Source organism: Rhizobium croatiense, from assembly GCF_019793465.1.
GTDB classification, from domain to species: domain Bacteria; phylum Pseudomonadota; class Alphaproteobacteria; order Rhizobiales; family Rhizobiaceae; genus Rhizobium; species Rhizobium croatiense.
In genome coordinates this window covers 346,781-371,041 of sequence record NZ_JAILYJ010000002.1, presented here as the reverse complement: position 1 = coordinate 371,041, position 24,261 = coordinate 346,781, and the positions used below count along the sequence as shown (strand labels likewise).

Here is a 24,261-nt window from a genome sequence, read left to right as displayed (position 1 = left end):
CGATTTTTTATCTTCGTCCGTGTCTGTACTGCTCACCGCACCGTCGGCGCGCAGAAGGTCCCGTTTCTCTCCAGGCAGGTATAGCTCGCACCGAAATGCGACTGCGTGCCGCCGCCGCCCTCATGCACGACGACCGCCGAAAATGTGACCGCGAAGATCGCTGCGAACAGCGTGATGATGCTGAAACGTCTTGCCAGAATGTAGAGGTTCATCTCATGCCCCGATACGGCAACCTAACCATGACAAGAGTTTTGTCATGCGGCGGCTGAACGGGTGCTGAGATGCCGGTTCATCCACCGTTCAGCTTGCGGGGCAGGGGCGGGCGATTGTCGTCAAGATCGGCGGGCGGAGAAACTTTCGAAGCATGCCCGCATTTCCGCCGGCATGCTTGTGCGTTTTGAATGTTTGCTGCGCGGCCTTATCGCATCAGAGCCGCGTCCAGGTCTGCGACTTGCAGAGGATTTTCAGGACGCAGCCCTGCATCCGCAGCGAATTGCCGGAAACCTTGCCCGAGCCGCTATAGGTCTTGTCGGCGGCCGGATCGGTGATCTCGCCGGCGTAGCTGCCGCCGGTGCCGGCAAGCGTGCCGATTTTCCGGCCGCTGTATTTGCCGGTTTTCAGCGTCACGCAGTAACTGCCGCCGCAGGCCGCGATCACCGCCGTTTCGCCCGAGGCGGTTTTCCAATTACCGACGATCGGCTCTTCGGCATGCGCGGTGCCCGCGATCATGGCGATGGCGCCGGCGAGAATGAAGCTGCGGATCATCTTTTCCTCCCTGATGTCCTTTTTGACCGGCCGCGAAAATAACTGACGCGAACGTAAAGGTAAATACAGGCGATCGGCTATTGCCGGAGATCGCCGAAAGCAGAAAAAAGCGAGAGGTCGAGGCGTTTAAACTGTCGTCTGCTGTTTTCATGATGAACGATCGGTTTATTTTCGAATCTGAATCTTTCGTAAAATTCGAACGAAAACCCCTAAGCTCCAAGGCATCCGATGTTTAACAAAAATCCAATTTTACCAAGTGTTTGCACTTTGTTTGTCTCAAATTAATCATGGATTTTAGGCGTTTTTTGAAGGCCGTTCGGCATAGTGAAGCCATCAAACGAGCGGGGCCAACCCGCCGAAACTGAAGGGCTGCAAGCCGCGCTAGACGGCAAGGTCCGGAGGTAAAACAGGGTAAGTCATAAACAGGCTAACAGGGATAAAACCGATGGCACGCTTTGAAATGCACAATGCTGAAACGGCCACCATGGGTGGCGACAACAGCGCCGATGTCTTCTGCGAAATGGGTCTGATGTATGCGACCGGCCGCGGCTGTGCCGTCGATCTCGTCGCTGCCCACAAATGGCTGAACATTGCCGCAATCAAGGGCAACGACCGCGCCGCCGAGCTTCGCGCCGACGTGGCCGCCACCATGAACAAGATGCAGCTCGTGGAAGCGTTGCGCGCTGCCCGCGAATGGATGACGGTTCACTGAAACCGTCTCCTGCTGGCAGTTTGACAGAAATAACAACCTCGAAAGAGGGGCGGGCGCGGCGATTCGAAACGCCGATGCCGGGAGAAGAGCACCGCGGCCGGATATCCTCCACCGGCCGCGGCTCCTCGTTAAATTATCAGCATGATGTCGTCCGAAAACCGCTCACGCTTTTCGGCATCACGCTTGATCAGCCGATCGCCTTCAGCACCTGCGGCAGGGTTTCCTCGAACAGCGCCATGTCGATCTCCGGTCCGACGCTGACGCGGATGCAGCGATTGAGCGGTGCCACACCGGGCATGCGGATGAAGACGCCATGCTCCATCAGCCCGTCGACAATCGCCCGCGCATAAGCGCCGTCGCGGCCGGCGTCGATTGCCACAAAATTCGTCGCCGAGGGCAGCGGCTCAAGGCCGTTTGCCCGGGCGATGCGGCCGATCCGCTCCCGCGCCGCATGGATCTTGCCGACCACCTCGGTGAGATAGGCCTGGTCCTTGAGGGCGGCGAGCGCGGCGGCCGTCGCCAACCGGTTCATGCCGAAATGATTGCGGATCTTGTCGAAGGACTGCGCCGTGCCCGGCGTCGAGATGACGTAGCCGGTGCGGGAGCCGGCAAGGCCATAGGCCTTGGAGAAGGTGCGGGTGCGCACGATGTTCGGCAGATCGATCAGCGAAGCGATCGACGGCAGCGAATTTGCCGGCCCCGTCTCGCTATAGGCTTCGTCGAGCACCATCAGCGTCGTCTCGGGCAGTGCCCGAGCGAAAGCGACGATGCTGTCGGCGTCCCACCAGCTTCCCATCGGATTGTCGGGATTGGCGAAATAGACGAGCGGCGCATTCTCGCGCCTGACGGTATCGAGCAGTCCGTCGAGATCCTCGCGGTCGTTGACATAGGGCACGGTCACCAGCCGCCCGCCGAAGCCGGCGACATGGAAATTGAAGGTCGGATAGGCGCCGAGCGAGGTGACGACCGGCGCGCCGGCTTCGATCACCAGCCGGACGATCTGGCCGAGCAACTCGTCGATGCCGCCGCCGATGGCGATATTGGCGGAGGAGGTGCCGAGATGATCGCCGAGCGCCTCCTTCAGCACGAAATTTTCCGGATCATTGTATTTCCAGATATTGCCGGCTTCCTCGCTTATCGCCGCAAGCACGGAAGGGGCCGGGCCGAAGCCGTTCTCGTTGGCGCCGATGCGTGCCCAGACGGCACGTCCGCGCTGGCGCTCGATGGCCTCGGGGCCGACGAAGGGAACTGTGGAGGGCAGAGCGCTGATGAGGGGCGTGAAGCGCGAAAAGGCGGACATGCGAAGGCAAGTTCCCGGACATGTTGACGGTTGGCGCAACAATAGGCCGGGGTACGGCCAAGGCAAGCAAGATTATTTCGACAGCTGACCGATGGGCGACGCTTGCGGGCGGAAGATCGGCGCACGCCGTGCATCGATCGCTTCCATGTTGCCGACAAGGAAATCGGTGCGCACCACGCGGCGCAGGACCTCGGGATCCATCAGGTTGATGAACCGCACGCCGATGCGTTCTTTGTGACGGTAGACCTCGGCACAGCCGATCCGATAGGCGAGGCCGAGAATGTTGAGATAATAATGCTTCGGCAGACCGGCGGTGGTCGACACGATGAAGGTGGCGCCGCCTTGCGAGATATCGATGATCTCGGCGCTTCGCATCGACACGCCGGTGAGGCACGGCCGGACGGCGACGATACGGGCGGGGCGCTTGACGTGGAACTCTTCCCAGCGCAGGTCGTAAATGGCGGATTTGACCGTGGCAAGGTGTGTGGCGCGGAGCATAGTCATCTTACATTCTCCGTCAGGCAGGGCACAGTTGGGGTTCTTGCTCCGGCCAAGGTCACATGAATGTTTTGCGCATTCGTCAAAGATAAAATGACAATTTTAACGAGTTTAAATTTTGTTCCCAAGCGGGACGCCCGATGTTCCCAATCGGGACGCGGGTCGTCAGTCCAATACCCGTTTCAGCCGACACCGCCTGCACAAATTGCCGCGGCGGCGAAAGACGGGAAAACAGCGATGCTTGGAAACCGGATCGCCGCTCCAATCGATTCCCGGCGCAATTTCTCGAACTCTTTCAAGGGCCGGACGTTCTGTCTTGATCGATGAAGCATGGCGCGCTTCGATGACGACAGCGAGGAGTTGAAGATGACCGACGTCAGAATTCCCGGAAAATCATGGGTCGTAGTCTGCAATGGAGCCAAGGCCCTGATCATGCAGAATGCCGGCGATGCCCAACTGGTGAACCTCAAGGTGTTGGAAACCCTGACGCAGCCGAACGAGCCCGATCGCGAGATCGGCACCGACAAGCCCGGCCGCAGCCACGCCGCCGATGGGTTCAGCCGCAGCGCTGTTGAAGAGACCAACTGGCAGGAGCAGGCCGAAGCTCAATTTCTGAGACATGTGGCGGAACGAATGGACGAGCTGTCCCAGACAAAGGATGCACACCGCATCGTCCTCATCGCGCCGCCGAAGGCGCTCGGCACCTTGCGCCCAGCGCTCAGTGCCGAGACGCAGGCAGCGATTTCGACGGAATTGGCGAAAGACTATACCAATCTGCCGATCGATGAGATCGAGCGACATCTCGCCGCCTGAGACAAGTAAGAGCAAAGCGGGTTCCATTCTCTTTACAGAGGTTAGGTTGATGCCGTGATTTGCCCTCACCCTAATCCTCGCCCCGTAAAAAAGGGGCGAGGGGACGTGCCATACGAGAGGTGGGAGAGGGACGGAGAGGGGGTCGCGACCAGCGGCTCGACCCCGGTTGGGGGCGCAGCCGGATGGGCTGCCGGATTTACCAAGAAAAATACGTAAAAACAAATGGATAGAGTGATTTCCGCCAGTTCAGGAAATCTCGAATCCTTTGGCGGACCCCTGCGGCCTCTGCCCCGCAAACAGATCTTCATGATCGGCAAACAGCGCTGCCAGGCGGTCGATGACAATCCTGACGTCCGGCCGTTGCCGCTCATCGTCATGCGCGACGATCCACATCTCGTAGGTCAGATCGTCGATGACAGGCCCGGCGCGCACGAGCTTGCGCTCCTGATCGCCGATGAAACAGGGCAGCACGCCGCGGCCGGCCCCGCCACGGATCAGGTAAAAGAGCATATGCGGCGTGTTCGTCCAGCTGGTGATCCAATAATCCGGCTGTTCGAACGTCCATTTGTCCGCCGGCGTGATCGCGGTGTCGGTGCCAAGCGAAATCCAGTTGCAATTGGTCTGCGCAAAGTCGGCCGCCTGGTAAGCGGCATGGGCCACTTTGACCGAACGGCGGATCGCGACGTTGCCGCTGTCCGGCCGGCTATGGCGAATGGCGATATGCGCCTCGCGATAGGTGAAGTCGACGCTCGCATCACAAGTCTTGTAGCACATGCGGAAACTGTCCTTCGGCGTCCAGACGCCGGCCAGATGGTCGGCGATGAAGCGCAGGGTCCAGCTGTCGGCGGCTGTCGAGACGATCGGCAGCATCAGCACCTCGCCGCGCCAGTCGGAGATCGCCTGCGCCGCATCCTGCATCCGCCGGACGCGATCGAGCAGCTCCTGCCCGTCCTTGGCCAGAAGGTAACCGGTCGGGCCGCGGCTGAACAGCGAGCGGCCGGTCACCCGTTCGAGCGCCAGCATGCGCCGTCCGATCGTCGGCGCGCTAAGGCCGGTGCGTGCTGCCGCGGCCGAAAGCCCGCCGCCGGTGGCGACATGGAAGAAGAGTTGCAGATCGTCCCAGCTCGCATCTTTCATGGATGAAAACCCCCTTTCCCCGGCGCCTCTACATAGCCAGCGCGTTAAGGCCTAGCTCAAGTGCTCCAGCAATAGATGGAGGATAGGCAATGCTTCTCAACTGGGTAGTTCTCTTCGAGGAAGTCGAAACCCGCAAACGCCGCATGCGCCGCGATCCCATGGCCGATCCGCTCGATGGCCCGGAATGGCGCGGACTTCTCTGGATCATCCCGATCATCGCGTATCTCTCCTCAAGAAGAGGCGAGACGAGGCCGCGCCGCGATAAGGCGCGGATTGAAGGAAGCCTCAGGTTTCGAAGCTCAGTCGCAGCACGTGGTGCAGGAATTCCGGATTGAGCAGCATGTTGAAACTGACCGTCACCAATTCGCCTTCGCGCTTGACCATGGTGGCGCCGATCTCGTCGTGGATGCCGAGGATTTCGAGAAAGAAATGGCTCGGCATCTCCAGGCCCGGGCTGACTTCGAGCATCGCGCCGGCCAGCGTGATCGTGCGGATCAGGCAGCGCACCTGCGTTCCGGTGCTGAGGTGATGGCCGACGAAAATGATGTTGCCTGGCCTGTCGAGGTTGAATTCCCTGTAAGCCCGTTCCGGCTTGGGGTGTTCTGTGTCGAGGTGCATCTGAAAGGCCCTTTTAGCCTCCGCTATCATATGACAAAATTAGCACGAGATTACTGATAGCTGCTGAATAACATTGTTAAGATTGAAGTTTTCTCGGGAGATTGCCGGAAATCGCATCGATTTCGGGCGGTTTTGCCCCAACTGTGTTCATTCCCGGTGCATATCGGCCATTCTTGACATGTCGGCGGCCTTCGCGCATACAAAGTCCCGGTTCGAGGCACCGGCCGCTCGCGGATGAAAATCCATGGTGAAGTCCTCGCGATCATGGTCACGGCCCCTTGTGCATGCTGACTGACGGCAATGCGAGCTCCCATCCACAGTCGAAGAGCATGCCTTTTGCGAAGGCCCACTCCATGACGACGACCTATCCCGGGATTGACGAATTGAAGGCCCAGGCCAAGCGCCTGCGCCAGGCGATGAGCGATCGCGGCACCGCGCTGACCCACAGTGCGGCGCTCGAAATGATCGCCCGCCAGCACGGCGCGCGCGACTGGAACACGCTGGCAGCGCTGGCGGCGAAACCCAATGCGGCTGCGAAGACACCCCTTTTCGTCGGGGCGCACATTCGCGGCCGTTATCTCAATCAGCCGTTCACCGGCGAGGTTCTGGCGCTGTCGGCCCTGCCGGGAGGCGAACTCCACAGGATCACCATCCATTTCCACGAAGCGGTCGATGTCGTGACCTTCGAGAGCTTTTCAGCCTTTCGCCGGCGTGTGAGCGCGCAGATCGATGCCGACGGCGTCTCGCCGAGGAAAACCTCGAACGGCGTGGCGCATCTGGTGCTCGATCTATAAATCACTTTTGATTCGCTTTGAGGCCGTCTGAATCCGGATGATGTCATCCCGGATCGGACCTCGCCATGTCGCACGGATTCTCCATGACCGATCTTTCCCACGGCAATGCTTTTCTCACCGGCTGGTTGCCGGGCGTCTTCATCAGTACGGCGGCGCCGATCGTCGCGATCACCACGCTCAACGGCCTCTTCACCGTCGTCGACGCCTATTTCCTCGGCGCCTATGTCGGCCCCGATGCGCTCTCTGCCGTCAGCCTGATTTTCCCGGGCCTGATGCTGCTGATCGCCCTGCAATCGCTCGTTTCGAACGGTATGGCGAGCATCCTCGCCCGCCGGCTCGGGGCCGGCGATCGCCAGGGCGCGGGCAGGGTATTTGCCGGCGCCCACACGTTGGCGCTGGCCGTCACCCTGGTTCTCAATATGCTCTACTGGACCTTCGGCCGCCAGATCATCGATACCGGTGCCGGCACGGCCGCCGTGGCCGATGGCGCCATGCTGTTCATGGGTGCGATGATTGCCTTTGCGCCGGTGAGCTTCTTCCTGTCGCTGCATCTCGACGGATTGCGCTGCGAAGGCAAGATCGGCTTCATGACGCTGGTGACGCTGTCGGCCTCGCTGCTCAACATTCTCGCCAATTGGCTGTTCATGGCGGTGATGCATTGGGGCGTGCTCGGTTCGGCCGCCGGCTCCATCGCCTCGCAATTCGGCTGTCTCGCTGCCGTGCTTGCCTATCGCTGGCGCCGGCCGGCGGCACTCAGGCCTTCTCGAGGATTCGCCCTTGCCGAATGGCGCGGCATCGTCGCCTTTGGCGCGCCGATGAGCCTCGGCTTCATCGGTATATCGCTGGCATCCGCCGCCATTCTCGTCAATATCTCGCTCTGGAACACACATGATTATGTCGCGACGATCGCCGCTTACGGCATCATCACGCGGATCATGACCTTCACCTATCTGCCGCTGCTTGGCCTCAGCATCGCCCTGCAGACGATTGCCGGCAACAATCACGGCGCCGGCCTCGGGCTTCGCGTCGGCCGCAGCCTGCAGATCGCCATGCTTTCGGCGCTCGTCTATTGCAGCCTGGTGGAAATCGCGGTCGAACTTTTGGCTGGCCGCCTCGGCGCCGTCTTCGTCGCCGATCCCGCCATTGTCGCCGAGGTCAGGCGAATTCTGCCCTGGACGATCGGCGCCTATTTTCTCTTCGGGCAGATGCTGATCCTGTCGTCCTATTTCCAGTCGATCGGCGATGCACCGCGCGCGGCGATCTTCGGCCTGTCGCGGCCCTATCTGCTCACCCTGCCGCTCACCTTCCTGCTGCCCTTCGTCTTCGGCGAGCAGGGGATCTGGATGGTGCCGGTCTTTGCCGAAGCCGGCATGGTCGTTCTGGCCGTGCTGGTGCTGTCTCAAAACGCCAAACGCCGCGGCTGGCGCTACGGGCTTCTGCCTGGCTGAGGTGGCAAAGCCGCGCGAGTAAGCGCGGCTTTGCCGGATATTCTATTCCCTGCCTGCGAGAGCCGCCGATGTCGCGGCTCATCCTCGTTTGGATGGAGCCAGTCAACCATCGACGGCAGCTTCGTACCGTCAGATCATTTCGCGATCTAAAGCAGCCCTCACGCCTTCACCAGCCACTCGTGCTCGACGGCATTGTGGAATTTCCAGATCCGCTGCGGCCCGGCCATGACATTGAGGTAATAGAGATCGTAGCCATGGCAGGCCGCGCACGGATGGTAGCCTTTCGGCACCAGCGTCACGTCTCCGTCCTCGATCGCCATCGCTTCGTCGAGCGAGCGGTCGTCGGTGTAGACACGCTGGAAACCGAAACCTTGCGGCGGATTGAGCCGATGGTAATAGGTCTCTTCCAGAAAGCTTTCGTTCGGCAGGTTGTCCTGATCGTGCTTGTGCGGCGGATAGGAGGAAGTATGGCCGCCCGGCGTGATCACCTCGACGACGAGCAGCGAATGCGCCGAATTGTCGTCCTCCGGCATGATATTGTTGACGTAGCGCACATTCGTGCCCTTGCCGCGCGTCACCTGCGGATGGGTGCCGGGCGGGATTTCCTTCGCCTGGTAGGTGCCGCCGCCGGGCGCCGAGCAGACGGCGAGCTCGAGATCGGTCTCCGCCGTCACCGACCATGTCGATTCCATCGGGATGTAGAGCGCATGCGGAGCGCCGTCGAAGGGGCTCATCCGCTCGCCGAGGGTACCGAAATCCGTGGTGCCGGCGGACGCTTTCCCCTTGCCGGTGACCCAGACGAGGCAGATTTCCCGATCACCGGTCTCTCCCGAAACCGTTTCGCCCGGCTTCAAGCGATGCAGATCGAAGCCGACATAGGTCCAGCCGGCATTCTCAGGGGTGACATGCGTGACGCGGCCATGCGTGCCGGATGGTTTCACCTTGAGGTTTGGCATTGGTGTTTCTCCTCGTAACGTTAGCGGGCGCGGCCCCCTCATCCGGCTGCCGCCACCTTCTCCCCGAGGGGAGAAGGGATGTGCCGCGCCGGCCAGTTCCCCCTTCTCCCCAGCGGGAGAAGGTGCCCGAAGGGCGGATGAGGGGGCTTCTTGCCCCGGCGATGCTATTCAGCCTTCCCCTTGCGGGAGAGGGTTCTTCTTTTCCGTTATCCCTTGGGAAAACCTTCCGTTTCCACGGTATAACCCGCGGCCGTCATCACCCGCATCAGTTCGGCATGACCGATCTCGGCCATCTTCTGCGGCGGCGCTTTGCGCGGATCCTGTTCGGCCTCGACGACGAACCAGCCCTCATAGCCGTGGTCGGCGAACCGCTGGACGATGGCGCCGAAATCGAGCGAACCGTCGCCCGGCACGGTGAAGGCGCCCAGCGCCACCGCATCGAGGAAAGACTGCCGGCTGCGGTCGAGACCATCGACCACAGCTTTGCGGATGTCCTTGACGTGAACATGATTGATGCGGGCATGGTGATGGTCGATGGCGCGCAGCACGTCGCCGCCGGCAAAAGCCAGATGCCCGGCATCGAGCAGCAGCGGAATGCCTGCGCCCGAATTGCGCATGAAGGCATCGAGCTCCGGCTCGGTTTCGACGACGGCCGCCATGTGGTGGTGGTAGGAAAGAGGCATGCCCTGCTCGGCGCACCATTCGCCGAACTCGGTGACGCGGCGCGCATAGGCCTTCATCTCGTCGTCGGCGAGGCGCGGCTTGGTCGCGAGCGGCTTGGAGCGGTCGCCCTGGATGGAGCGGCCAACTTCGCCATAGACGATGCAGGGCGCATTGACCGCCTTGAACAGTTCGATCATCGGAGCGATGCGGTCCTTGTTGGCCGCAAGCTCCTCATTGACCAGCGTGCCGGAGAACCAGCCGCCGCACAGCGTGACGTCGGCGGCGCGCAGGATGGGCAGCATTTCTTCTGGGTTGCTGGGGAAACGGCGCCCTTGCTCCATGCCGGTAAAGCCGGCGCTGCGCGACTGCCGCAGGCATTCCTCCAGGGACACATCGTCGCTGAGTTCGGGAAGGTCGTCGTTCCACCAGGCGATGGGTGACATGCCGAGTTTGGCCTTCATCAACATTCTCCTTAAATATAACGCAGGAGGAGCGGTTCCGCTCCTCCGAAAAATGACAGCACTGATTTAGCCGATGCGCTGGGCGGCGCGTGCTTCGATGTAACCCTTGCGCGCTTTGTTGACCTCTTCGCGTGGGCTGACCTCGGGCACCGCGACATCCCACCAGTGGCCGCCGGCCTCCGTGGTGATCAAGGGATCGGTGTCGATGACGAAGACCGAGGTTCGGTCGTTCTTCTTTGAGCTGGCGATCGCCTGCTCCAGCTCCGCGATCGAGCCGACCTTGACGGCGATGGCCCCCATGCTTTCGGCATGCGCGCGGAAATCGATCTCAGGCATCACCTCGTGGTAGGAGTCCTTCAGCAGATTGTTGAAGTTGGCGCCGCCGGTTCCCATCTGCAGCCGGTTGATGCAGCCATAGCCGCGATTGTCGAGCACGACGATGTTGAGCTTGAGGCCTAGCATCACCGAGGTTGCGATCTCGGAATTCATCATCATGTAGGAGCCGTCGCCGACCATGACGACGACATCGCGTTCGGGACGCGCCATCTTGGCGCCGAGGCCGCCGGCGATTTCGTAACCCATGCAGGAAAAGCCGTATTCCATATGATAGCTGCCGGGCGCCGTCGCCGGCCAGAGCTTGTGCAATTCGCCGGGCAAGCCGCCGGCGGCGCACAGCAGCGTCGTGTTGTCGCCTCCGATCGTGCGCACCACTGCACCGATCACCTGCGCATCGGAGGGCAGGGCGGCATTGGTCGTCGCCATGGCGTTCGCCGCCGCTTCCAACCAGGCCCTTTTCTCGGCCGCGGCTTTCTCGGCCAGCCCCGCCGGCGCCTTCCAGCCGGAAAGGCCCGCCGAAAGCGCCTTCAGCCCTTCGCGGGCATCGGCAACGACAGGATGGCTGTCATGTTTCACCGCGTCATAGGCGGCGATATTGAGCCCGATCATCTTGAGGCTATCGTTCTTGAACAGCGCCCAGGAGCCGGTGGTGAAATCCTGGCAGCGCGTGCCGACGGCGATGACGAGGTCCGTCTCTTCGGCGATCGCATTCGCTGCCGATGTGCCGGTGACGCCGACCGAGCCGAGCGCTAGCGGCAGGGTTTCGTCGATTGACGACTTGCCGGCCTGGGTGACGACGACGGGAATGGCGTGGGCCTCGGCGAAGGCCGCCAGCTCCTTCGTCGCCTGCGAATAAAGCACGCCGCCGCCGGCAACGATCACCGGCTTCTGCGAGGCTTTGATCAGCGCGATGGCATTGGCGAGCTCATCCGCATCCGGCTGCGGCCGGCGGGTCGTCCAGACCTTTTCCTCAAACAGGCTCTCCGGATAATCGAAGGCTTCGGCCTGAACATCCTGGCAGAGCGACAAAGTCACCGGACCGCAATCCAGGGGATCGGTCAGGACCTGCATGGCGCGCTTCAGCGCCGAAATGATCTGCTCCGGCCGGGTGATGCGGTCGAAATAGCGCGAAACCGGGCGGAAGGCGTCATTGGCCGAAACCGTGCCGTCGCCGAAATCCTCGATCTGCTGCAGCACCGGATCCGGCGCGCGGTTGGCGAAGACGTCGCCCGGCAGGAAAAGAACGGGAATGCGGTTGACGTGTGCGACACCGGCCGCCGTCACCATGTTCAGCGCGCCGGGACCGATCGAGGTCGTGCAGGCCATGAAGCGCGTGCGGAAATTCGCCTTGGCATAGGCGATCGCGGCATGCGCCATGCCCTGTTCGTTGTGGGCGCGATAGGTCGTCAATTCCCCGCGCACCTGATAAAGCGCCTCGCCTATGCCGGCGACGTTGCCATGGCCGAAGATCGCCCAGACGCCGCCGAATATCGGCACCTTTTTGCCGTCGACAACCGTCATCTGCTTCTTGAGGAAATGCGCGACGGCCTGCGCCATCGTCAACCGAATCGTCTTGCCCATCGGGGTCTCCCGGAGTTTTAACTCTTTATCTTTTTCCCTCCCCAACCCCTCCCACAAGGGGAGGGGCTAACCTGTTCGGCTCTTTGCGTTCCCGCCGCAACGTTTCATCCGGAGGATGCTCGATGATGGCGTGAGGCGGTGCCTCAAGTTAAGTCCCTCGCCCTTGTGGGGAGGGGTTGGGGAGGAGCTTAATTCTATTGCTACTGAAGCCCGCGCGTCTTCAGCCACGCCTCTGTCAGTTGCCGGAAGCGATCGGCCATGTCGGCGATCGCCTCCTCGTCGTTCATGGCGCCCGAAAGCCAGGCGCGCGCCGCATCGGCAAAGATCGTCCGGCCGACGGCGAAGCCCTTCACCGAAGGGGCTGCCAGCGTCGCCTCGAAGCAGGAGATCAGTTCCTCGGCGGGCGCCTCGAGGCCCAGAAGCACGATACCGCGGCACCATGGATCATTTTTGGCAATCACCGCATCGATCTTCTTCCAGGCTTCGCTGGAAGCCTGCGGTTCCAGCTTCCACCAGTCCGGCTTGATGCCGAGCGCATAAAGTTCTTCCAGCGCGGTCGCGATCGTATCGTCGGTAAGCGGTCCGTTCTTGCCGGCGATGATCTCGACCAGCAGCTCGCGGCCGACCTTGCGTGCGGCTTCGAACAGCGTGCGCAACTTCTCCTGCTGCTCGCTCTTCAGGGCCGCCGGGTCGTCGGGATGATAGAAGCACAGGCATTTGATGCAATGGCCGAGCGGCCATTCGACAAGCTGCGAGCCGATATCCTGGCTGAATTCGAAGCGCAGCGGCTTCGAGCCCGGCAGCTCCACCGGCCGGCCGATCCAGGAGAAATTCTTCGTCGCCGCATCGAAAAAGGCGTCGCGGCCGAAGCGTTCGTCGATCAGCATGCCGTAGCCGTCACGGCCGTTCGAAACGCGCGCCGCCGCTTCGACCGCCAGCCGCTTGAAGGCGACGATTTTCTCGTGACCGACGCCGACTTCATCGGCGACGCTGACAAGTTGCGAGCGGTGATCGATCGCCAGCGCCATCAGCAGCGGGATGTCGCCGCGCCGGGTCGATGCCCAATGTATATGGTTGATCGCCTCGTCCTTGCGCAGCGCCCGATGTTTGCTGCCGGTCTTCAGGAAGAAGTCGAGCTCCGCCCAGGTCGGATATTCCGGCGAGCAGAGCAGCCGGGAGACGGCGAAAGCCCCGCAGGCATTGGCCCAGGTGGCGCAGGTCTTAAGCGGCTCGTCGCGCAGGAAGCCACGCAGGAAGCCGGACATGAAGGCATCACCGGCGCCGAGCACGTTGAACACCTCGATCGGGAAACCCTGGCCGACGATGCCGGCTTCGAGGTCGTCGGCGATCGGTCCGTCATAGACGATGCAGCCCATGGCGCCGCGCTTCAGCACGATCGTCGCCGGCGTCAGGCGGCGGATTTCCTTCAGCGCGCCAAGCACGTCGTCGGCGCCGGAGGCGATGAGGATTTCCTCCTCGGTGCCGACGATGAGATCGCAATCGGGCAGCGTCTCTTTCATCTTCGAGGAGACACGGTCGGATTTCACGTAACGCTCGAAGCCTTCCGCATGGCCGGCAAGGCCCCAGAGGTTCGGCCGGTAGTCGATGTCGAAGATCACCTTGCGGCCGTTCGCCTTGGCGATGCGGATTGCCTTGCGCTGGGCCGCCTCGGTATTCGGGCGCGAGAAATGCGTGCCGGAAACGAGTACGGCGCGCGACGACCTGATGAAGCTTTCATCGATATCGCCTTCCTCGAGCGCCATGTCGGCGCAGTCGGAACGATAGAAGATCATCGGCGATACGCCCTCGGCCTCGACCGCAAGCAACACGAGCGCCGTCAGCCGCTCCTTGTCGGTGACGATGCCGTCCGTTGCTACACCTTCGCGTGCCGCCTGCTCGCGGATGAACCGTCCCATCTGCTCGTCGCCGACGCGGGTGATGAGGCCGGATTTGAGGCCGAGCCGCGCCGTGCCGATGGCGATATTGGACGGGCAGCCGCCGACCGATTTGGCAAAGGAGGCGATATCCTCCAGCCGCGAACCGATCTGCTGGCCGTAAAGATCGACCGAGGAACGGCCGATGGTGATTACATCAAGCGCCGGCTCCGGCTGTGAACCCGGATTCGATTGTACCATGATGTCCTCCCGCTAGATTTTGCGCGGCTTCCAGTGCCTGCGAATTTCAATAATGAAACATTGGTTCCGATATTTTGTCAATTCGGAATGTTTATTCCATTTTCGCTTTTCCAGCTTTTGCGTGCTGTCGCTTGCGCCGCCGCTCGGCGATGGCGACCGGCAGTGCCATGGTCAGCGCCATTGAGGCCGACAGCGAGCGGAAGCCGGCGAAATCGGCCTCCGCCACCTCGAACCAATGCGTGGCGCAGGCGGCAAGCGGCGAGAAGGCCGAATCGGTGATCGCGATGATGGGGACGCCGCGGTCAGCGAGCTCCTGGCTCTGGCTGAGGCTGTCGGCCGCATAAGGCGAGAAGCTCGCGGCGATCGCCGCATCCTTCGGCGTTGCGAACTGCACCATTTCGGGATCGACGCCGTTCGGCGACGCGACGATCTGGTGGCGGATGTTGAGCTTGGAAAAAGCGTAGGTCATATGCGCCGTCAGCGGATAGGAACGCCGCTTAGCGATCAGATAGATCGTTTCGGCGGCGGCCAGGATATCCACCGCTTTCGTGAACGTATCGCTCTGCACCGTCGCCGCCAGCCGGTTGACCGACTGGCTTGCCGCTGCAATGAAGCCGGAGAGGAGGTTGGCGTCCTCGTCGTCGCCGCTCGCCTGCTCCAGTGTGACGAGCCGTTCTTCATAACTCAGCGTCCGGTCGCGCAGCCTTTCGCGGAAGATGCTCTGCAGATCGGAAAAGCCTTCGTAGCCCAGATGGTGCGCCAGGCGCACCAGCGTTGAGGGCTGGACGTCGGAGGCAGCGGCAATGCTCGCCGTCGTGCCGAAGGCGATTTCGTCGGGGTTGCCGAGCGCGAAGGCGGCGACCTGCGCCAGCCGCTTCGGCATGCTCGCCTTGCGCTCGATGATGGTGCTGCGCAGGCTTTCGAAATCGCGCGGCACACGTGCGTGCCTCTGGGGGTCATTATCCATGCTTGCGGCTCACGGGATGAAACAAATATTCCATATTGTCGAGCATAAACGATTTCAAACACCGCGCCTAATTGTTTTTAATGGCCTGTAATTCAAGGCGTTTAAACGGTTTTGGTCGGGAAGGACGCGGAAGTGCCGGTGAACGGTGTCTTGCCAAAATGATCCAAATATTCCAAAAAATCCGCGCACAGTCCTGGAGGAGACGGAAATGAAGCCACTTGGCATCGGGTTGATCGGCACGGGTTATATGGGCAAGTGCCATGCGCTGGCGTGGAATGCGGTGAAGACCGTGTTCGGCGATGTCGAGCGTCCGCGACTCGTGCATCTGGCTGAAGCCAATGCCGGGCTTGCTAAGGCCCGCGCCTCCGAATTTGGCTTCGAGAAGGCAACCGCCGACTGGCGGGCGCTGATCGCCGACCCGGAGGTTGACGTCGTTTCCGTCACCACACCCAATCAGTTCCACGCCGAGATGGCGATTGCAGCCCTCGAAGCCGGCAAGCATGTCTGGTGCGAGAAGCCAATGGCGCCGGCCTATGCCGATGCCGAGCGCATGCTGGAAACGGCGGAACGATCCGGCAAGGTGGCCGCCCTCGGCTATAATTACATCCAGAATCCCGTCATGCGGCATATCAAGACGCTTGTCGGTGAGGGCGCCATCGGCACGGTCAACCATATCCGCGTCGAAATGGACGAGGATTTCATGGCCGATCCTGACGTCTTCTTCTATTGGAAGTGCGAGCTTGCCGCCGGCTACGGCGCGCTTGACGATTTCGCCGTGCACCCGCTGTCATTGCTCTGGTATCTATTCGGCCACGTCGAGGCCGTCATTACAGATATGGTGAAGCCCTATGCCGACCGTCCGCTCAGCGCGGGTGGCCGCCGCGCCGTCGAAAATCACGACGCCGCCAACGTGCTGATGCGGCTTGGCGGCGGCATCTCCGCCGTGTTGATGGCGAATCGCGCCGCCTGGGGCCGCAAGGGCCGCATCGCCCTGCAGATTTACGGCTCGAAAGGCTCGATCGTCTACGATCAGGAGCGGATGAACGAATTCGAACTCTATCAGGCCGAGGGTCGAGGCTCCGAACAGGGTTTTCGCAAGATACTGGCGGCACCTGCCCATCGGCCCTATGATCGGTTCATTCCGGCGCCCGGCCACGGCCTCGGCTTCAATGATCTCAAGATCATCGAATGCCGCGAGTTGATCCGGGCAATATCGGGGGAACCGTCGTCGATCGTGACATTTAAAGACGGTCTCAGGATAGAGAAGTCGGTGCATGCCATGGCACAGTCATTCCACGAGCGTCGCTGGATCGAAATCGGCTGAAGGTAAGAAGCCGCTTTCCGTTGACGGCGCTCCGGGCAGGGGATAGGCCTTGACGTGGTTGTCGGGCGCAGTTTCGGGAGTGAAATCGTGACGGATAGATTGGTGATCATCGGCGCGGGGCAGGCCGGTTTCGCATTGGCGGCCAAGCTGCGAGCATTGAAGGATACGCGCCCGATCACCCTTATCGGCGCCGAGGATGTGGCGCCCTATCAGCGCCCGCCGCTTTCGAAGAAATATTTGCTCGGCGAAATGAGCTTCGACCGCCTGCTGTTTCGCGACCAGCACTGGTATGGCGACAATGACGTCGACCTTCGCCTTTCCACTTGGGCCGAGGAGATCAAGCCGGACAGCAAGCAGGTTCTGCTGCAGGACGGCTCCGTTCTCGACTACGGCACGCTCGCGCTGGCCACCGGCTCGACGCCGCGCCGGCTGCCGGCCGCAATCGGCGGCGATCTCGAAGGCGTCTATGTCGCCCGCGACAAGCGCGACGCCGATCTGCTCGCCGACGAGATGCGTCCCGGCCGTCGCGTCCTGATCATCGGCGGCGGTTATATCGGCCTGGAGGCGGCGGCCGTTGCCCGCCATCTCGGCCTTGAGGTCACCGTCATCGAGATGGCCGACCGCATCCTGCAGCGCGTTGCGGCGAAGGAGACGGCTGACATCATGCGCGCGATCCATGAGGGCCACGACGTGGTGATTCGCGAGAAAACCGGACTCAAGCACTTGATCGGCAAGGACGGCCGTGTCGCTGGTGCGGCGCTTTCCGACGGATCGACTATCGACGTCGATTTTGTCGTCGTCGGCATCGGCGTCGTGCCGAACGATCAGCTTGCCAAGGAGGCCGGCCTCGAAGTTGCCAATGGCATCGTCGTCGACGAATTCGCCCGCACTTCCGATTCGGCGATTTTCGCGGCCGGCGATTGCGCCGCCCTTCCCTGGCAGGGCGGACGCATCCGGCTCGAATCGGTGCAGAATGCCGTCGATCAGGCTGAAGCGGCCGCCGCCGTCATCGCCGGCGGCAATGATCCTTATGATCCCAAGCCCTGGTTCTGGTCCGACCAGTACGACATCAAGCTGCAGATTGCCGGCTTCAATCTCGGTTATGACGATACGTTGCTGCGCCCCGGCGCCCGCGAAGGCGCCCATTCGGTCTGGTACTTCAGGGAAGGCCGGTTGATCGCCGTCGACGCGATCAACGACGCCAAAGCCTATGTGACCGGCAAGAAACTGCTGGAATCCAGAATTAACCCCGACCGATTGAGTCTCGCCGACCCCGCCGCCGATCTTAAGAGCCTGCTCCGCTGAGCCAGGAGGCGATACCGCAAGGAAAGAGCCCTTTGCCTGACACAGAGGGCGCGGCCCTCTGCTGAAAGGCCGTGATTGCAATGGTTGGTTAACCTTTGGTCGCGTGTCATTTTGCGATCCGAGGGTCTGCGAATCGAAACCGTTTCGCGCTCGCTCTCCCCGAGCGGCTGGTGGTAGAGCGCGGTCTCCTATTGAAGAGACGCGCGATCGAATTATGCAGATCACGGGCAGGCAGCAATGCCCCCGTTGCCCAACCCGGTCGAAATGCCGGCCGCTGCATTTCTTCTAATGAAAACTCAAAAAACCCTTGCATTCACAGACCGGTCACCATAGTTAGGCCGCACCGGAGAGGTGGCCGAGTGGTCGAAGGCGCTCCCCTGCTAAGGGAGTATACGTCAAAAGCGTATCGTGGGTTCGAATCCCATCTTCTCCGCCATTTCGATTTCCGCAGCGCATGTCGTGTCTTACCCTCCGGCGGGGAATCATGGTCGCTTAGTCGGCTATGCCTCGCAGTCGCGCGGTGGAGAAATCTCCTCCCTTCGATAGAGAGAGAATCGCCGACGGGAATCACTTCCCGCGTTCCTGTCCTCGGCGACCGGCGGAAGTGGATCGGTGAACGGCCGGTTACGCTTCCGAGGATCCGGAAGTCTCCGACAACAATCGGATTTTGTCAGAAAAGCGTCATGAATGTGTCGAAAGACGCATGTCCAGCACGTTGTCGATCTCGCCTAAGTTGCCGCAAAACCAAGCTTTTCTTAACAAACTATAAAAGAAATCGGGGCCGGCTGCCCGACTTGTGTCCTTTCAGCAACAGAATGCGGGGAAGGCTCCTTCAAACCCCTTGTTGGAGCAAGTTGGTGATTGCGTGACGGCCGCCGTCTTGTATTTTCACCCTCGGAAGCAAGGGCGACGGATCGTCCACTTCTTGAAACACGGGGATGGGGCAGGGAACGCTGCTCAGCGAAAGATCCCAAACCCGATCGAAACTTTGAATTGGAGGTCATTTATGAACATCAAGAGCCTTCTTCTCGGCTCCGCTGCTGCTCTGGCAGTAGTTTCCGGTGCTCAGGCTGCTGACGCTATCGTTGCTGCCGAGCCGGAACCGGTTGAATATGTTCGCGTCTGCGACGCTTACGGCACCGGCTATTTCTACATCCCGGGCACTGAAACCTGCCTCAAGATCAACGGCTACATCCGTTTCCAGGTTGACGTTGGTGATCAGCCGCTCAACGGTTCGCTCAGCAACGACTCCGATTGGGATGCCCGTACGCGCGGCCAGGTTCAGTTCACGGCCAAGAGCGACACCGAGTATGGTCCGCTGACCGGCGTCATCGTCATGCAGTTCAATGCTGACAACGCGTCGGATCAGAGCGCCAAGCTCGACTCCGCTTACCTCGACATCGCTGGCTTCCGCGCTGGTCTGTTCTACAGCTGGTGGGACGACGGCCTCTCGGGCGAAACCGACGATATCGGCTCGCCGGTCACGCTGCATAACTCGCTCCGTTATCAGTACGAAACCGACGCCTTCTACGCTGGCATCAGCGTCGACGAACTCGAAGACGGCTTCTACAAGTCTGACGAAGATCCGAACAACGTCGGCGTTGCCGTCGGTCTCGGCGGCAAGGCTGGTGCGTTCAGCTACCAGATCACTGCCGGCTATGACGTCGACAACGAAGAAGGCGCTGTCCGTGCAATGGGTACGGTTGACATCGGTCCGGGCACGCTCGGCCTCGCTGCCGTATACGCTACCGGCCCGAGCTCCTACTACACCAAGGCTGAATGGGCTATCGCTGCCGAATACGCAATCAAGGCCACCGACAAGCTCAAGATCACTCCTGGCGTCCAGTACTACAGCAACTACTACGTTGCCGGCGACGACTTCAGCGATGACGACGCTTGGAAGGTTGGTCTGACGGTCGATTACCAGATCGTCGACAACTTCTACGCCAAGGCTTCGGTTCAGTACCTCGATCCGGAAAACGACGACGACTCGACGGCTGGCTACTTCCGCCTGCAGCGCTCGTTCTAATCTGATCTGACTTCGGTCAATCAGGAAAGCCCGGCTCTCGAGCCGGGCTTTTTTTGTATCTGCACGAACGGCAAAGAGGCGGTTGCGCATCGGCCTGGAAATTGGAGCCGGTTACGGAAACCCGCCGGCTTGCAAGGCTATGGCGCCTTTGCCTGTCTCAAAAGACGCGCGGCTGCAGCTGAACGGTCTCCGTCAGCTATCGGCAGCTGGCGAGGAAAGCTCCAATGGCTGCAGGGATGTCGCCAAGATGGAGGAGGGGCGCATGCCCTTGTCCCTGAGCTGCGTGCAGGATCAGGCTCGGATGCCGGCGGGCCATTTCCGTAGCCGTCTCCTTTGAGAGCAGAGCGGTATTTTCGCCGCGGATCAGCATCAGCGGCAACCGGCACAGGCTTTCGAATTGCTCCCAGAGCTCGGGCAGCGGCTGGCTGAAATCGACCGATCGCAGCGCCTCGGCGATCGCCGGATCGAAGTCGGCGACCGGTCTTCCGTCGGCGTCGCGGTAAAGCGCAAGCGCGATCTCGCGCCAGTCTTCCCCTGCAAGCGCGGTAAACGAGGCACCGTGATTCTGCTGCAGTATATCGGCCGCCTCTTTCCAATCGGCCGGCTTCCTGCCGCTGTTCAAGTAGTCGCGAATGAGTGCCAGCCCCCCGGCCTCGATCGCAGGGCCGATGTCGTTCAGGATGACGGCTTCGAGAAGATCCGGCCGTGTCGCCGCGATCAGATGCAGGATCAGTCCGCCGCGCGATGTGCCGATGAAAACCGCCCGCTCGATGCCGAATGCAGCGCAGGCGGCAATAACGTCGCCGGCCTCGACGGCGAGAGTGTAATTGGCCTTGTTCTCATCCCATGCGGAATTTCCGCGTCCGCGCGAATCGAGCGCGATGACCCGGCGTGGGCCTGTCTCGTCGCGGCAGAGACGCAGCGCAAGCGGGTGAAAATCCCGGCTATTGCGGGTCAGACCGGGCAGGCAGATCACCGGCAGCCGTCCGGCGGCTGCCGCCCCGTCCGGCCTGTAGTCGCGGGCATAAAGCGTCAGCCCATCGGCAGAAGAATAATATCGTTCCTGGAAACCGCCTGCATCCATGTCCGCCATCGCATCCTCAAGGCCTATCTGAACCCGAAGATGTAGCCTGCTTTTCAAGCCGCGCCAAACGGCTTCAGGAGGCGCTGCGTCCGCCGATCAGGTCGCGCTCGATATCCGTCGACTGGCCGAGGCGAGCTTTGTAGACTTCGTAATTCTCCATCACGCGCTGCACGTAGTTTCGCGTCTCGGGGAAGGGGATGCGCTCGATCCAGTCGACGATCTCGTCGATCGGCCTGCCGCGCGGGTCGCCGTAGCGGCCGATCCATTCCGGCACCCGCTTCGGCCCGGCATTATAGGCGACGAAAGTGAGAATATAGGAGCCGCCGAAGGCCTCGATTTGCTCGCCGAGATAATGCGCGCCGAGCGTCGCATTATATCCGGCATCGGCCGTCAGCTTGTCCTTCGAAAACGTGATGTTGTGGCGCTTGGCCACCGCCTGGGCCGTGCCGGGCAGAAGCTGCAGCAGACCGCGCGCATTTGCTGCCGAAACGGCGGCCGGATTGAAGGCGCTTTCCTGCCGGGCGATGGCATAGGCGAGCGCCTTGCCGGAGCCGGATATATTGGCATTCGCCGGGATCACTCCGACGGGAAAGGCAAGCGCTGCGACGTCGATGCCGCGGCCATAGGCGATCTTGCCGATCTGCAGCGACAGATGGTGATTGCCCGATTGCTCGGCCTGTGCTGCGAGGATAGCCAGTTCCCCCGGGCTCTGCAACTGGTCGGCAAGCGCGAGATAGAGAATGTCGGCGCGCCAGCCGTGACCTGCAGCCTCGAGCCGGGTGATCGCCTGCACGGCTTCGCGCGCCTGAAGGTGCTGGCGGTCGGCCGTGCTCGGCGCGGGATAGGTGACATTGAGCGTTTTCCGTCCCAGCCTTTCGGCTGCGAGCTGGCCGTAGAAGGTGCCGGGAAAATTTGCGGCCTTGCCGTAGAATTCGCCTGAATTGCCGGGGCCACCGGCCTCGGCTGCCCGCCCGAGCCAATACCAGGCGCGCGACACCGAGATCGGTCCGTTCGACGTCGCCAGAATTTTGCGGAAATGTCTTTCCGCCGTTGTCGGGTCCCGCAGGCCGCGAAGCGCATACCATCCGGCGTGGAACTCGGCCTCGACGATGTCGGTCGGGCTGGTTGCCGCGTAGTTTGCGACGATGCGGTAGGCCGGTTTGAATTGTCCCTGGTCGACGAGGCCGCGGCTGACGATCCGCTGCTCGTTCCACCATTCGCCGGAATTGACGAGTTCGCCGGCCTCGCGCGGCATCTTCTCCAGCAGGGCTGCCGCCTCGGCATATTTGTCCTGCTTGCGCAGATATTCGATCTTCGCAAACAGCAGGCCGGCATCGCCTCGCCATCTCGCGTCGACGGCATTAAGCAGCGCGCCGGCGTTGGCGGCTTTGGCGTCGACGGCGGCCCAGGCCTTGTAGAGCGATTGCGCCTCACCCATGTCGCCGAACCGCTTGGCCTGGGCCACCCGGCCGCGATACATCAGATAGTCCATCCGCGCCTTGTGGTCGGCCGGTGTCAGCAGGGCGGAAAATTCAACGAGGATCTTGTCTTCAGCCGCCTTGTCGAGCGCCTCCGTGCGCCAGAGCTTGCGGATATATTTTGCCGCCTGCGCCTGCTTGCCTGAGGCAACCAGCGCCCGCCCGAGAATGACGGCGCCCTGCATCGTCTCGGGCGCGGTGTCGCCGAAGGCGGCGAGCACGGCTGATGGGGCGGGGTTTTCATCGAAGAGTGCCCGTTCGGAATAGGCGCGCAGCCGCGAAAGGCCGGGCCATCCCTTGAGCTCCTGCACTGCGCTGGCGATCTCATAGGAGGGAACGCCCTTCAATCCGGATACGGCGATCGCCCAGGTGAGGATATGGCGGTCGAGCATCCCCTGCCGCATGCTGTCGCGGATCGACAGAGCCAGTTGCGGATTCTTGGCGCCAAGCGCGTCGAGACCGGTTTTCAGATCACTGGCGACCGGCGCGATGGCCGGATTGCGCGGGATGGCGCCGGTGGTCAACGCCTCCGGTATCGATGTCTCGGGAACGAAGCCGATCGGCTTGACGTCAGCCGCAGGAAGGTTTTCGCCGGCAAGCGGCGACGCAATGCTGCCCCACGCGGCGGCAACGAAGCCGAAGGCGGTCAGAATCAGGACAGCTTTCTTCATCCGGGATCTCGCAACGAAAACACGCCCTACCCATTTGGCTGGAGGCATCTTAACGAAACCTTACCGTACCAGGTAAAATTCATTCACATCTGCTATCGGATTTTGCCCTAAACCGAACTCTCCGCGCTTGTCGCGATGATTTCGGCGCTCTATGGTGCGCAACTCTTAGTCATGGAATGCGGCCGAAGCAAGGATTTGGTCGTGAGGAGCTTTGCATGTTCAATGGGTCCATTCCCGCCCTCGTTACCCCCTTCACCGATACCGGATCGATCGACGAAGACAGCTTCGCCGCCCATGTCGACTGGCAGATCAAGGAAGGCAGCGGCGGTCTCGTTCCGGTCGGCACGACAGGCGAATCGCCGACGTTGTCGCATGCCGAACACAAGCGGGTCGTGGAACTCTGCATCGAGGTGGCCGCAAAACGCGTTCCCGTCATGGCCGGCGCCGGTTCGAACAACACGCGTGAGGCGATCGAGCTTGCCCAGCATGCCGAAAAGGTCGGCGCCGACGCTGTGCTTGTCGTCACGCCCTATTACAACAAGCCGACGCAGAAGGGGCTGATCGCGCATTTTTCCGCGATCGCCGAGGCCGTCGCTCTGCCGATCTATATCTACAATATACCCGGCCGTTCGGTGGTCGACATGACGCCGGAAACGATGGGTGCGCTCGCCAAGGCGCACAGGAATATCGTCGGCGTCAAGGATGCGACGGGCAAGATCGAGCGTGTCTCCGAGCAGCGCATCACCTGCGGCAAAGACTTCAGGCAATTGTCCGGCGAGGATGCCACGGCGCTCGGCTTCAACGCTCATGGCGGCGTCGGCTGCATCTCGGTAACGGCCAATGTCGCCCCGCGCCTCTGTGCCGATTTTCAGGCGGCAACGCTGGCCGGCGAATACACCCGCGCGCTGGAATATCAGGACCGGTTGATGCCGCTGCACAAGGCGATCTTTCTTGAACCCGGTCTCTGCGGCGCCAAATACGGCCTCTCCAAGCTCGGCCGCATGAGCCGCAACGTCCGCTCGCCGCTGCTGTCGACGCTGGAGCCGGCAACCGAATCGGCGATCGACGCAGCTCTGCGCCATGCCGGGCTGCTGAACTGAAGAGACCGCCCGTCTTCACAAGGCCGGGTCGTTCCCTTACATAAAGGGCAGCAATGAGGGCGCGGCTTTTCGCGCGCCTCGAAGGA

Annotated in this window: 22 protein-coding genes, 1 tRNA gene and 1 pseudogene; 11 read left to right on the top strand and 13 right to left on the bottom strand. The window is 61.6% G+C overall.

The features are described from left to right. Positions 1–32: 32 nt before the first annotated feature. Both K6M89_RS04525 and K6M89_RS04520 read right to left on the bottom strand, forming a co-directional pair. Positions 33–212: a hypothetical protein gene (locus tag K6M89_RS04525; RefSeq protein WP_009995126.1), complete on the bottom strand. Its 180-nt coding sequence runs from the start codon at positions 210–212 to the stop codon at positions 33–35. A gap of 214 nt (positions 213–426) precedes the next feature. Further along, positions 427–765: a DUF2147 domain-containing protein gene (locus K6M89_RS04520; RefSeq protein ID WP_097580235.1), complete on the bottom strand. Its 339-nt coding sequence runs from the start codon at positions 763–765 to the stop codon at positions 427–429. A gap of 445 nt (positions 766–1,210) precedes the next feature. Between K6M89_RS04520 and K6M89_RS04515 the strand changes: the two genes are divergently transcribed. Further along, the gene (locus K6M89_RS04515) at positions 1,211–1,477 is read left to right on the top strand and encodes an SEL1-like repeat protein (RefSeq protein WP_038687885.1); all 267 of its coding nucleotides are present in this window, start codon (positions 1,211–1,213) and stop codon (positions 1,475–1,477) included. 187 nt (positions 1,478–1,664) lie between these two features. Here the strand turns inward: K6M89_RS04515 and K6M89_RS04510 are convergent, their stop codons facing one another. Together K6M89_RS04510 and K6M89_RS04505 are read right to left on the bottom strand one after the other, a co-directional pair. Further along, on the bottom strand, positions 1,665–2,777 hold the full coding sequence (locus K6M89_RS04510) for a pyridoxal phosphate-dependent aminotransferase (protein WP_222138558.1): 1,113 nt from the start codon (positions 2,775–2,777) through the stop codon (positions 1,665–1,667). Positions 2,778–2,849: 72 nt separating this feature from the next. Further along, positions 2,850–3,281, bottom strand: a complete 432-nt coding sequence (locus K6M89_RS04505) for a pilus assembly protein PilZ (protein WP_097580237.1) — start codon at positions 3,279–3,281, stop codon at positions 2,850–2,852. Positions 3,282–3,641: 360 nt separating this feature from the next. Here K6M89_RS04505 and K6M89_RS04500 point away from each other — a divergent pair, with 360 nt between their 5' ends. Continuing rightward, positions 3,642–4,088: a baeRF12 domain-containing protein gene (locus tag K6M89_RS04500; RefSeq protein WP_222138557.1), complete on the top strand. Its 447-nt coding sequence runs from the start codon at positions 3,642–3,644 to the stop codon at positions 4,086–4,088. A gap of 246 nt (positions 4,089–4,334) precedes the next feature. Here the strand turns inward: K6M89_RS04500 and K6M89_RS04495 are convergent, their stop codons facing one another. Continuing rightward, on the bottom strand, positions 4,335–5,225 hold the full coding sequence (locus tag K6M89_RS04495; protein WP_222138556.1) for a LysR family transcriptional regulator: 891 nt from the start codon (positions 5,223–5,225) through the stop codon (positions 4,335–4,337). A gap of 89 nt (positions 5,226–5,314) precedes the next feature. Here K6M89_RS04495 and K6M89_RS30915 point away from each other — a divergent pair, with 89 nt between their 5' ends. Further along, positions 5,315–5,560, top strand: coding sequence for a hypothetical protein (locus tag K6M89_RS30915; protein ID WP_097580239.1), 246 nt, complete (start codon positions 5,315–5,317; stop codon positions 5,558–5,560). Here the strand turns inward: K6M89_RS30915 and K6M89_RS04490 are convergent. Beyond that, positions 5,511–5,843, bottom strand: a complete 333-nt coding sequence (locus K6M89_RS04490; protein ID WP_097580240.1) for a hypothetical protein — start codon at positions 5,841–5,843, stop codon at positions 5,511–5,513. The two genes, K6M89_RS30915 and K6M89_RS04490, sit on opposite strands and share 50 nt — an antisense overlap. Positions 5,844–6,196: 353 nt before the next feature. Here K6M89_RS04490 and K6M89_RS04485 point away from each other — a divergent pair, with 353 nt between their 5' ends. Both K6M89_RS04485 and K6M89_RS04480 read left to right on the top strand, forming a co-directional pair. Continuing rightward, a complete protein-coding gene (locus tag K6M89_RS04485) occupies positions 6,197–6,637 on the top strand; it encodes a glyoxalase superfamily protein (protein WP_097580321.1) in 441 nt (146 codons plus the stop codon). Between the two features lie 83 nt (positions 6,638–6,720). Beyond that, complete coding sequence (locus K6M89_RS04480; protein WP_222138555.1) at positions 6,721–8,085, top strand: MATE family efflux transporter; 1,365 nt, start codon at positions 6,721–6,723, stop codon at positions 8,083–8,085. Positions 8,086–8,243: 158 nt separating this feature from the next. Here K6M89_RS04480 and iolB read toward each other — a convergent pair whose 3' ends face one another. Further along, positions 8,244–9,041, bottom strand: a complete 798-nt coding sequence (gene iolB, locus K6M89_RS04475; RefSeq protein ID WP_097580241.1) for a 5-deoxy-glucuronate isomerase — start codon at positions 9,039–9,041, stop codon at positions 8,244–8,246. A 2-nt stretch (positions 9,042–9,043) separates the two neighbouring features. Between iolB and K6M89_RS31860 the strand changes: the two are divergent. After that, positions 9,044–9,189 (top strand): annotated as a pseudogene (locus tag K6M89_RS31860) (endonuclease domain-containing protein); the annotation flags it as partial. A gap of 58 nt (positions 9,190–9,247) precedes the next feature. Here K6M89_RS31860 and iolE read toward each other — a convergent pair. From iolE to K6M89_RS04455, 4 genes are all read right to left on the bottom strand, one after another. After that, a complete protein-coding gene (iolE, locus tag K6M89_RS04470; protein ID WP_097580242.1) occupies positions 9,248–10,165 on the bottom strand; it encodes a myo-inosose-2 dehydratase in 918 nt (305 codons plus the stop codon). A gap of 66 nt (positions 10,166–10,231) precedes the next feature. Further along, the gene (iolD, locus tag K6M89_RS04465; protein ID WP_222138554.1) at positions 10,232–12,082 is read right to left on the bottom strand and encodes a 3D-(3,5/4)-trihydroxycyclohexane-1,2-dione acylhydrolase (decyclizing); all 1,851 of its coding nucleotides are present in this window, start codon (positions 12,080–12,082) and stop codon (positions 10,232–10,234) included. 200 nt (positions 12,083–12,282) lie between these two features. Beyond that, entirely contained in the window at positions 12,283–14,217 is a 1,935-nt protein-coding gene (locus tag K6M89_RS04460) for a bifunctional 5-dehydro-2-deoxygluconokinase/5-dehydro-2-deoxyphosphogluconate aldolase (RefSeq protein ID WP_222138553.1), read from the bottom strand. Between the two features lie 91 nt (positions 14,218–14,308). Then, complete coding sequence (locus K6M89_RS04455) at positions 14,309–15,184, bottom strand: MurR/RpiR family transcriptional regulator (protein ID WP_097606347.1); 876 nt, start codon at positions 15,182–15,184, stop codon at positions 14,309–14,311. Between the two features lie 208 nt (positions 15,185–15,392). On the opposite strand from K6M89_RS04455, the gene K6M89_RS04450 reads away from it, so the two are divergent. From K6M89_RS04450 to K6M89_RS04435, 4 genes are all read left to right on the top strand, one after another. After that, a complete protein-coding gene (locus tag K6M89_RS04450; RefSeq protein WP_222138552.1) occupies positions 15,393–16,508 on the top strand; it encodes a Gfo/Idh/MocA family protein in 1,116 nt (371 codons plus the stop codon). 87 nt (positions 16,509–16,595) lie between these two features. Continuing rightward, positions 16,596–17,813, top strand: coding sequence for an NAD(P)/FAD-dependent oxidoreductase (locus tag K6M89_RS04445; protein ID WP_222138551.1), 1,218 nt, complete (start codon positions 16,596–16,598; stop codon positions 17,811–17,813). Between the two features lie 345 nt (positions 17,814–18,158). After that, a tRNA-Ser gene (locus K6M89_RS04440) sits at positions 18,159–18,249 on the top strand. A 570-nt stretch (positions 18,250–18,819) separates the two neighbouring features. Further along, positions 18,820–19,842: a porin gene (locus tag K6M89_RS04435; RefSeq protein ID WP_097580247.1), complete on the top strand. Its 1,023-nt coding sequence runs from the start codon at positions 18,820–18,822 to the stop codon at positions 19,840–19,842. Between the two features lie 196 nt (positions 19,843–20,038). Here the strand turns inward: K6M89_RS04435 and K6M89_RS04430 are convergent, their stop codons facing one another. Continuing rightward, entirely contained in the window at positions 20,039–20,935 is an 897-nt protein-coding gene (locus K6M89_RS04430; RefSeq protein ID WP_222138550.1) for an alpha/beta fold hydrolase, read from the bottom strand. 64 nt (positions 20,936–20,999) lie between these two features. Beyond that, positions 21,000–23,075: a lytic transglycosylase domain-containing protein gene (locus K6M89_RS04425; RefSeq protein ID WP_222138549.1), complete on the bottom strand. Its 2,076-nt coding sequence runs from the start codon at positions 23,073–23,075 to the stop codon at positions 21,000–21,002. Between the two features lie 215 nt (positions 23,076–23,290). On the opposite strand from K6M89_RS04425, the gene dapA reads away from it, so the two are divergent. After that, positions 23,291–24,175, top strand: a complete 885-nt coding sequence (gene dapA / locus K6M89_RS04420; protein ID WP_222138548.1) for a 4-hydroxy-tetrahydrodipicolinate synthase — start codon at positions 23,291–23,293, stop codon at positions 24,173–24,175. The last annotated feature ends 86 nt before the right edge of the window (positions 24,176–24,261 follow it).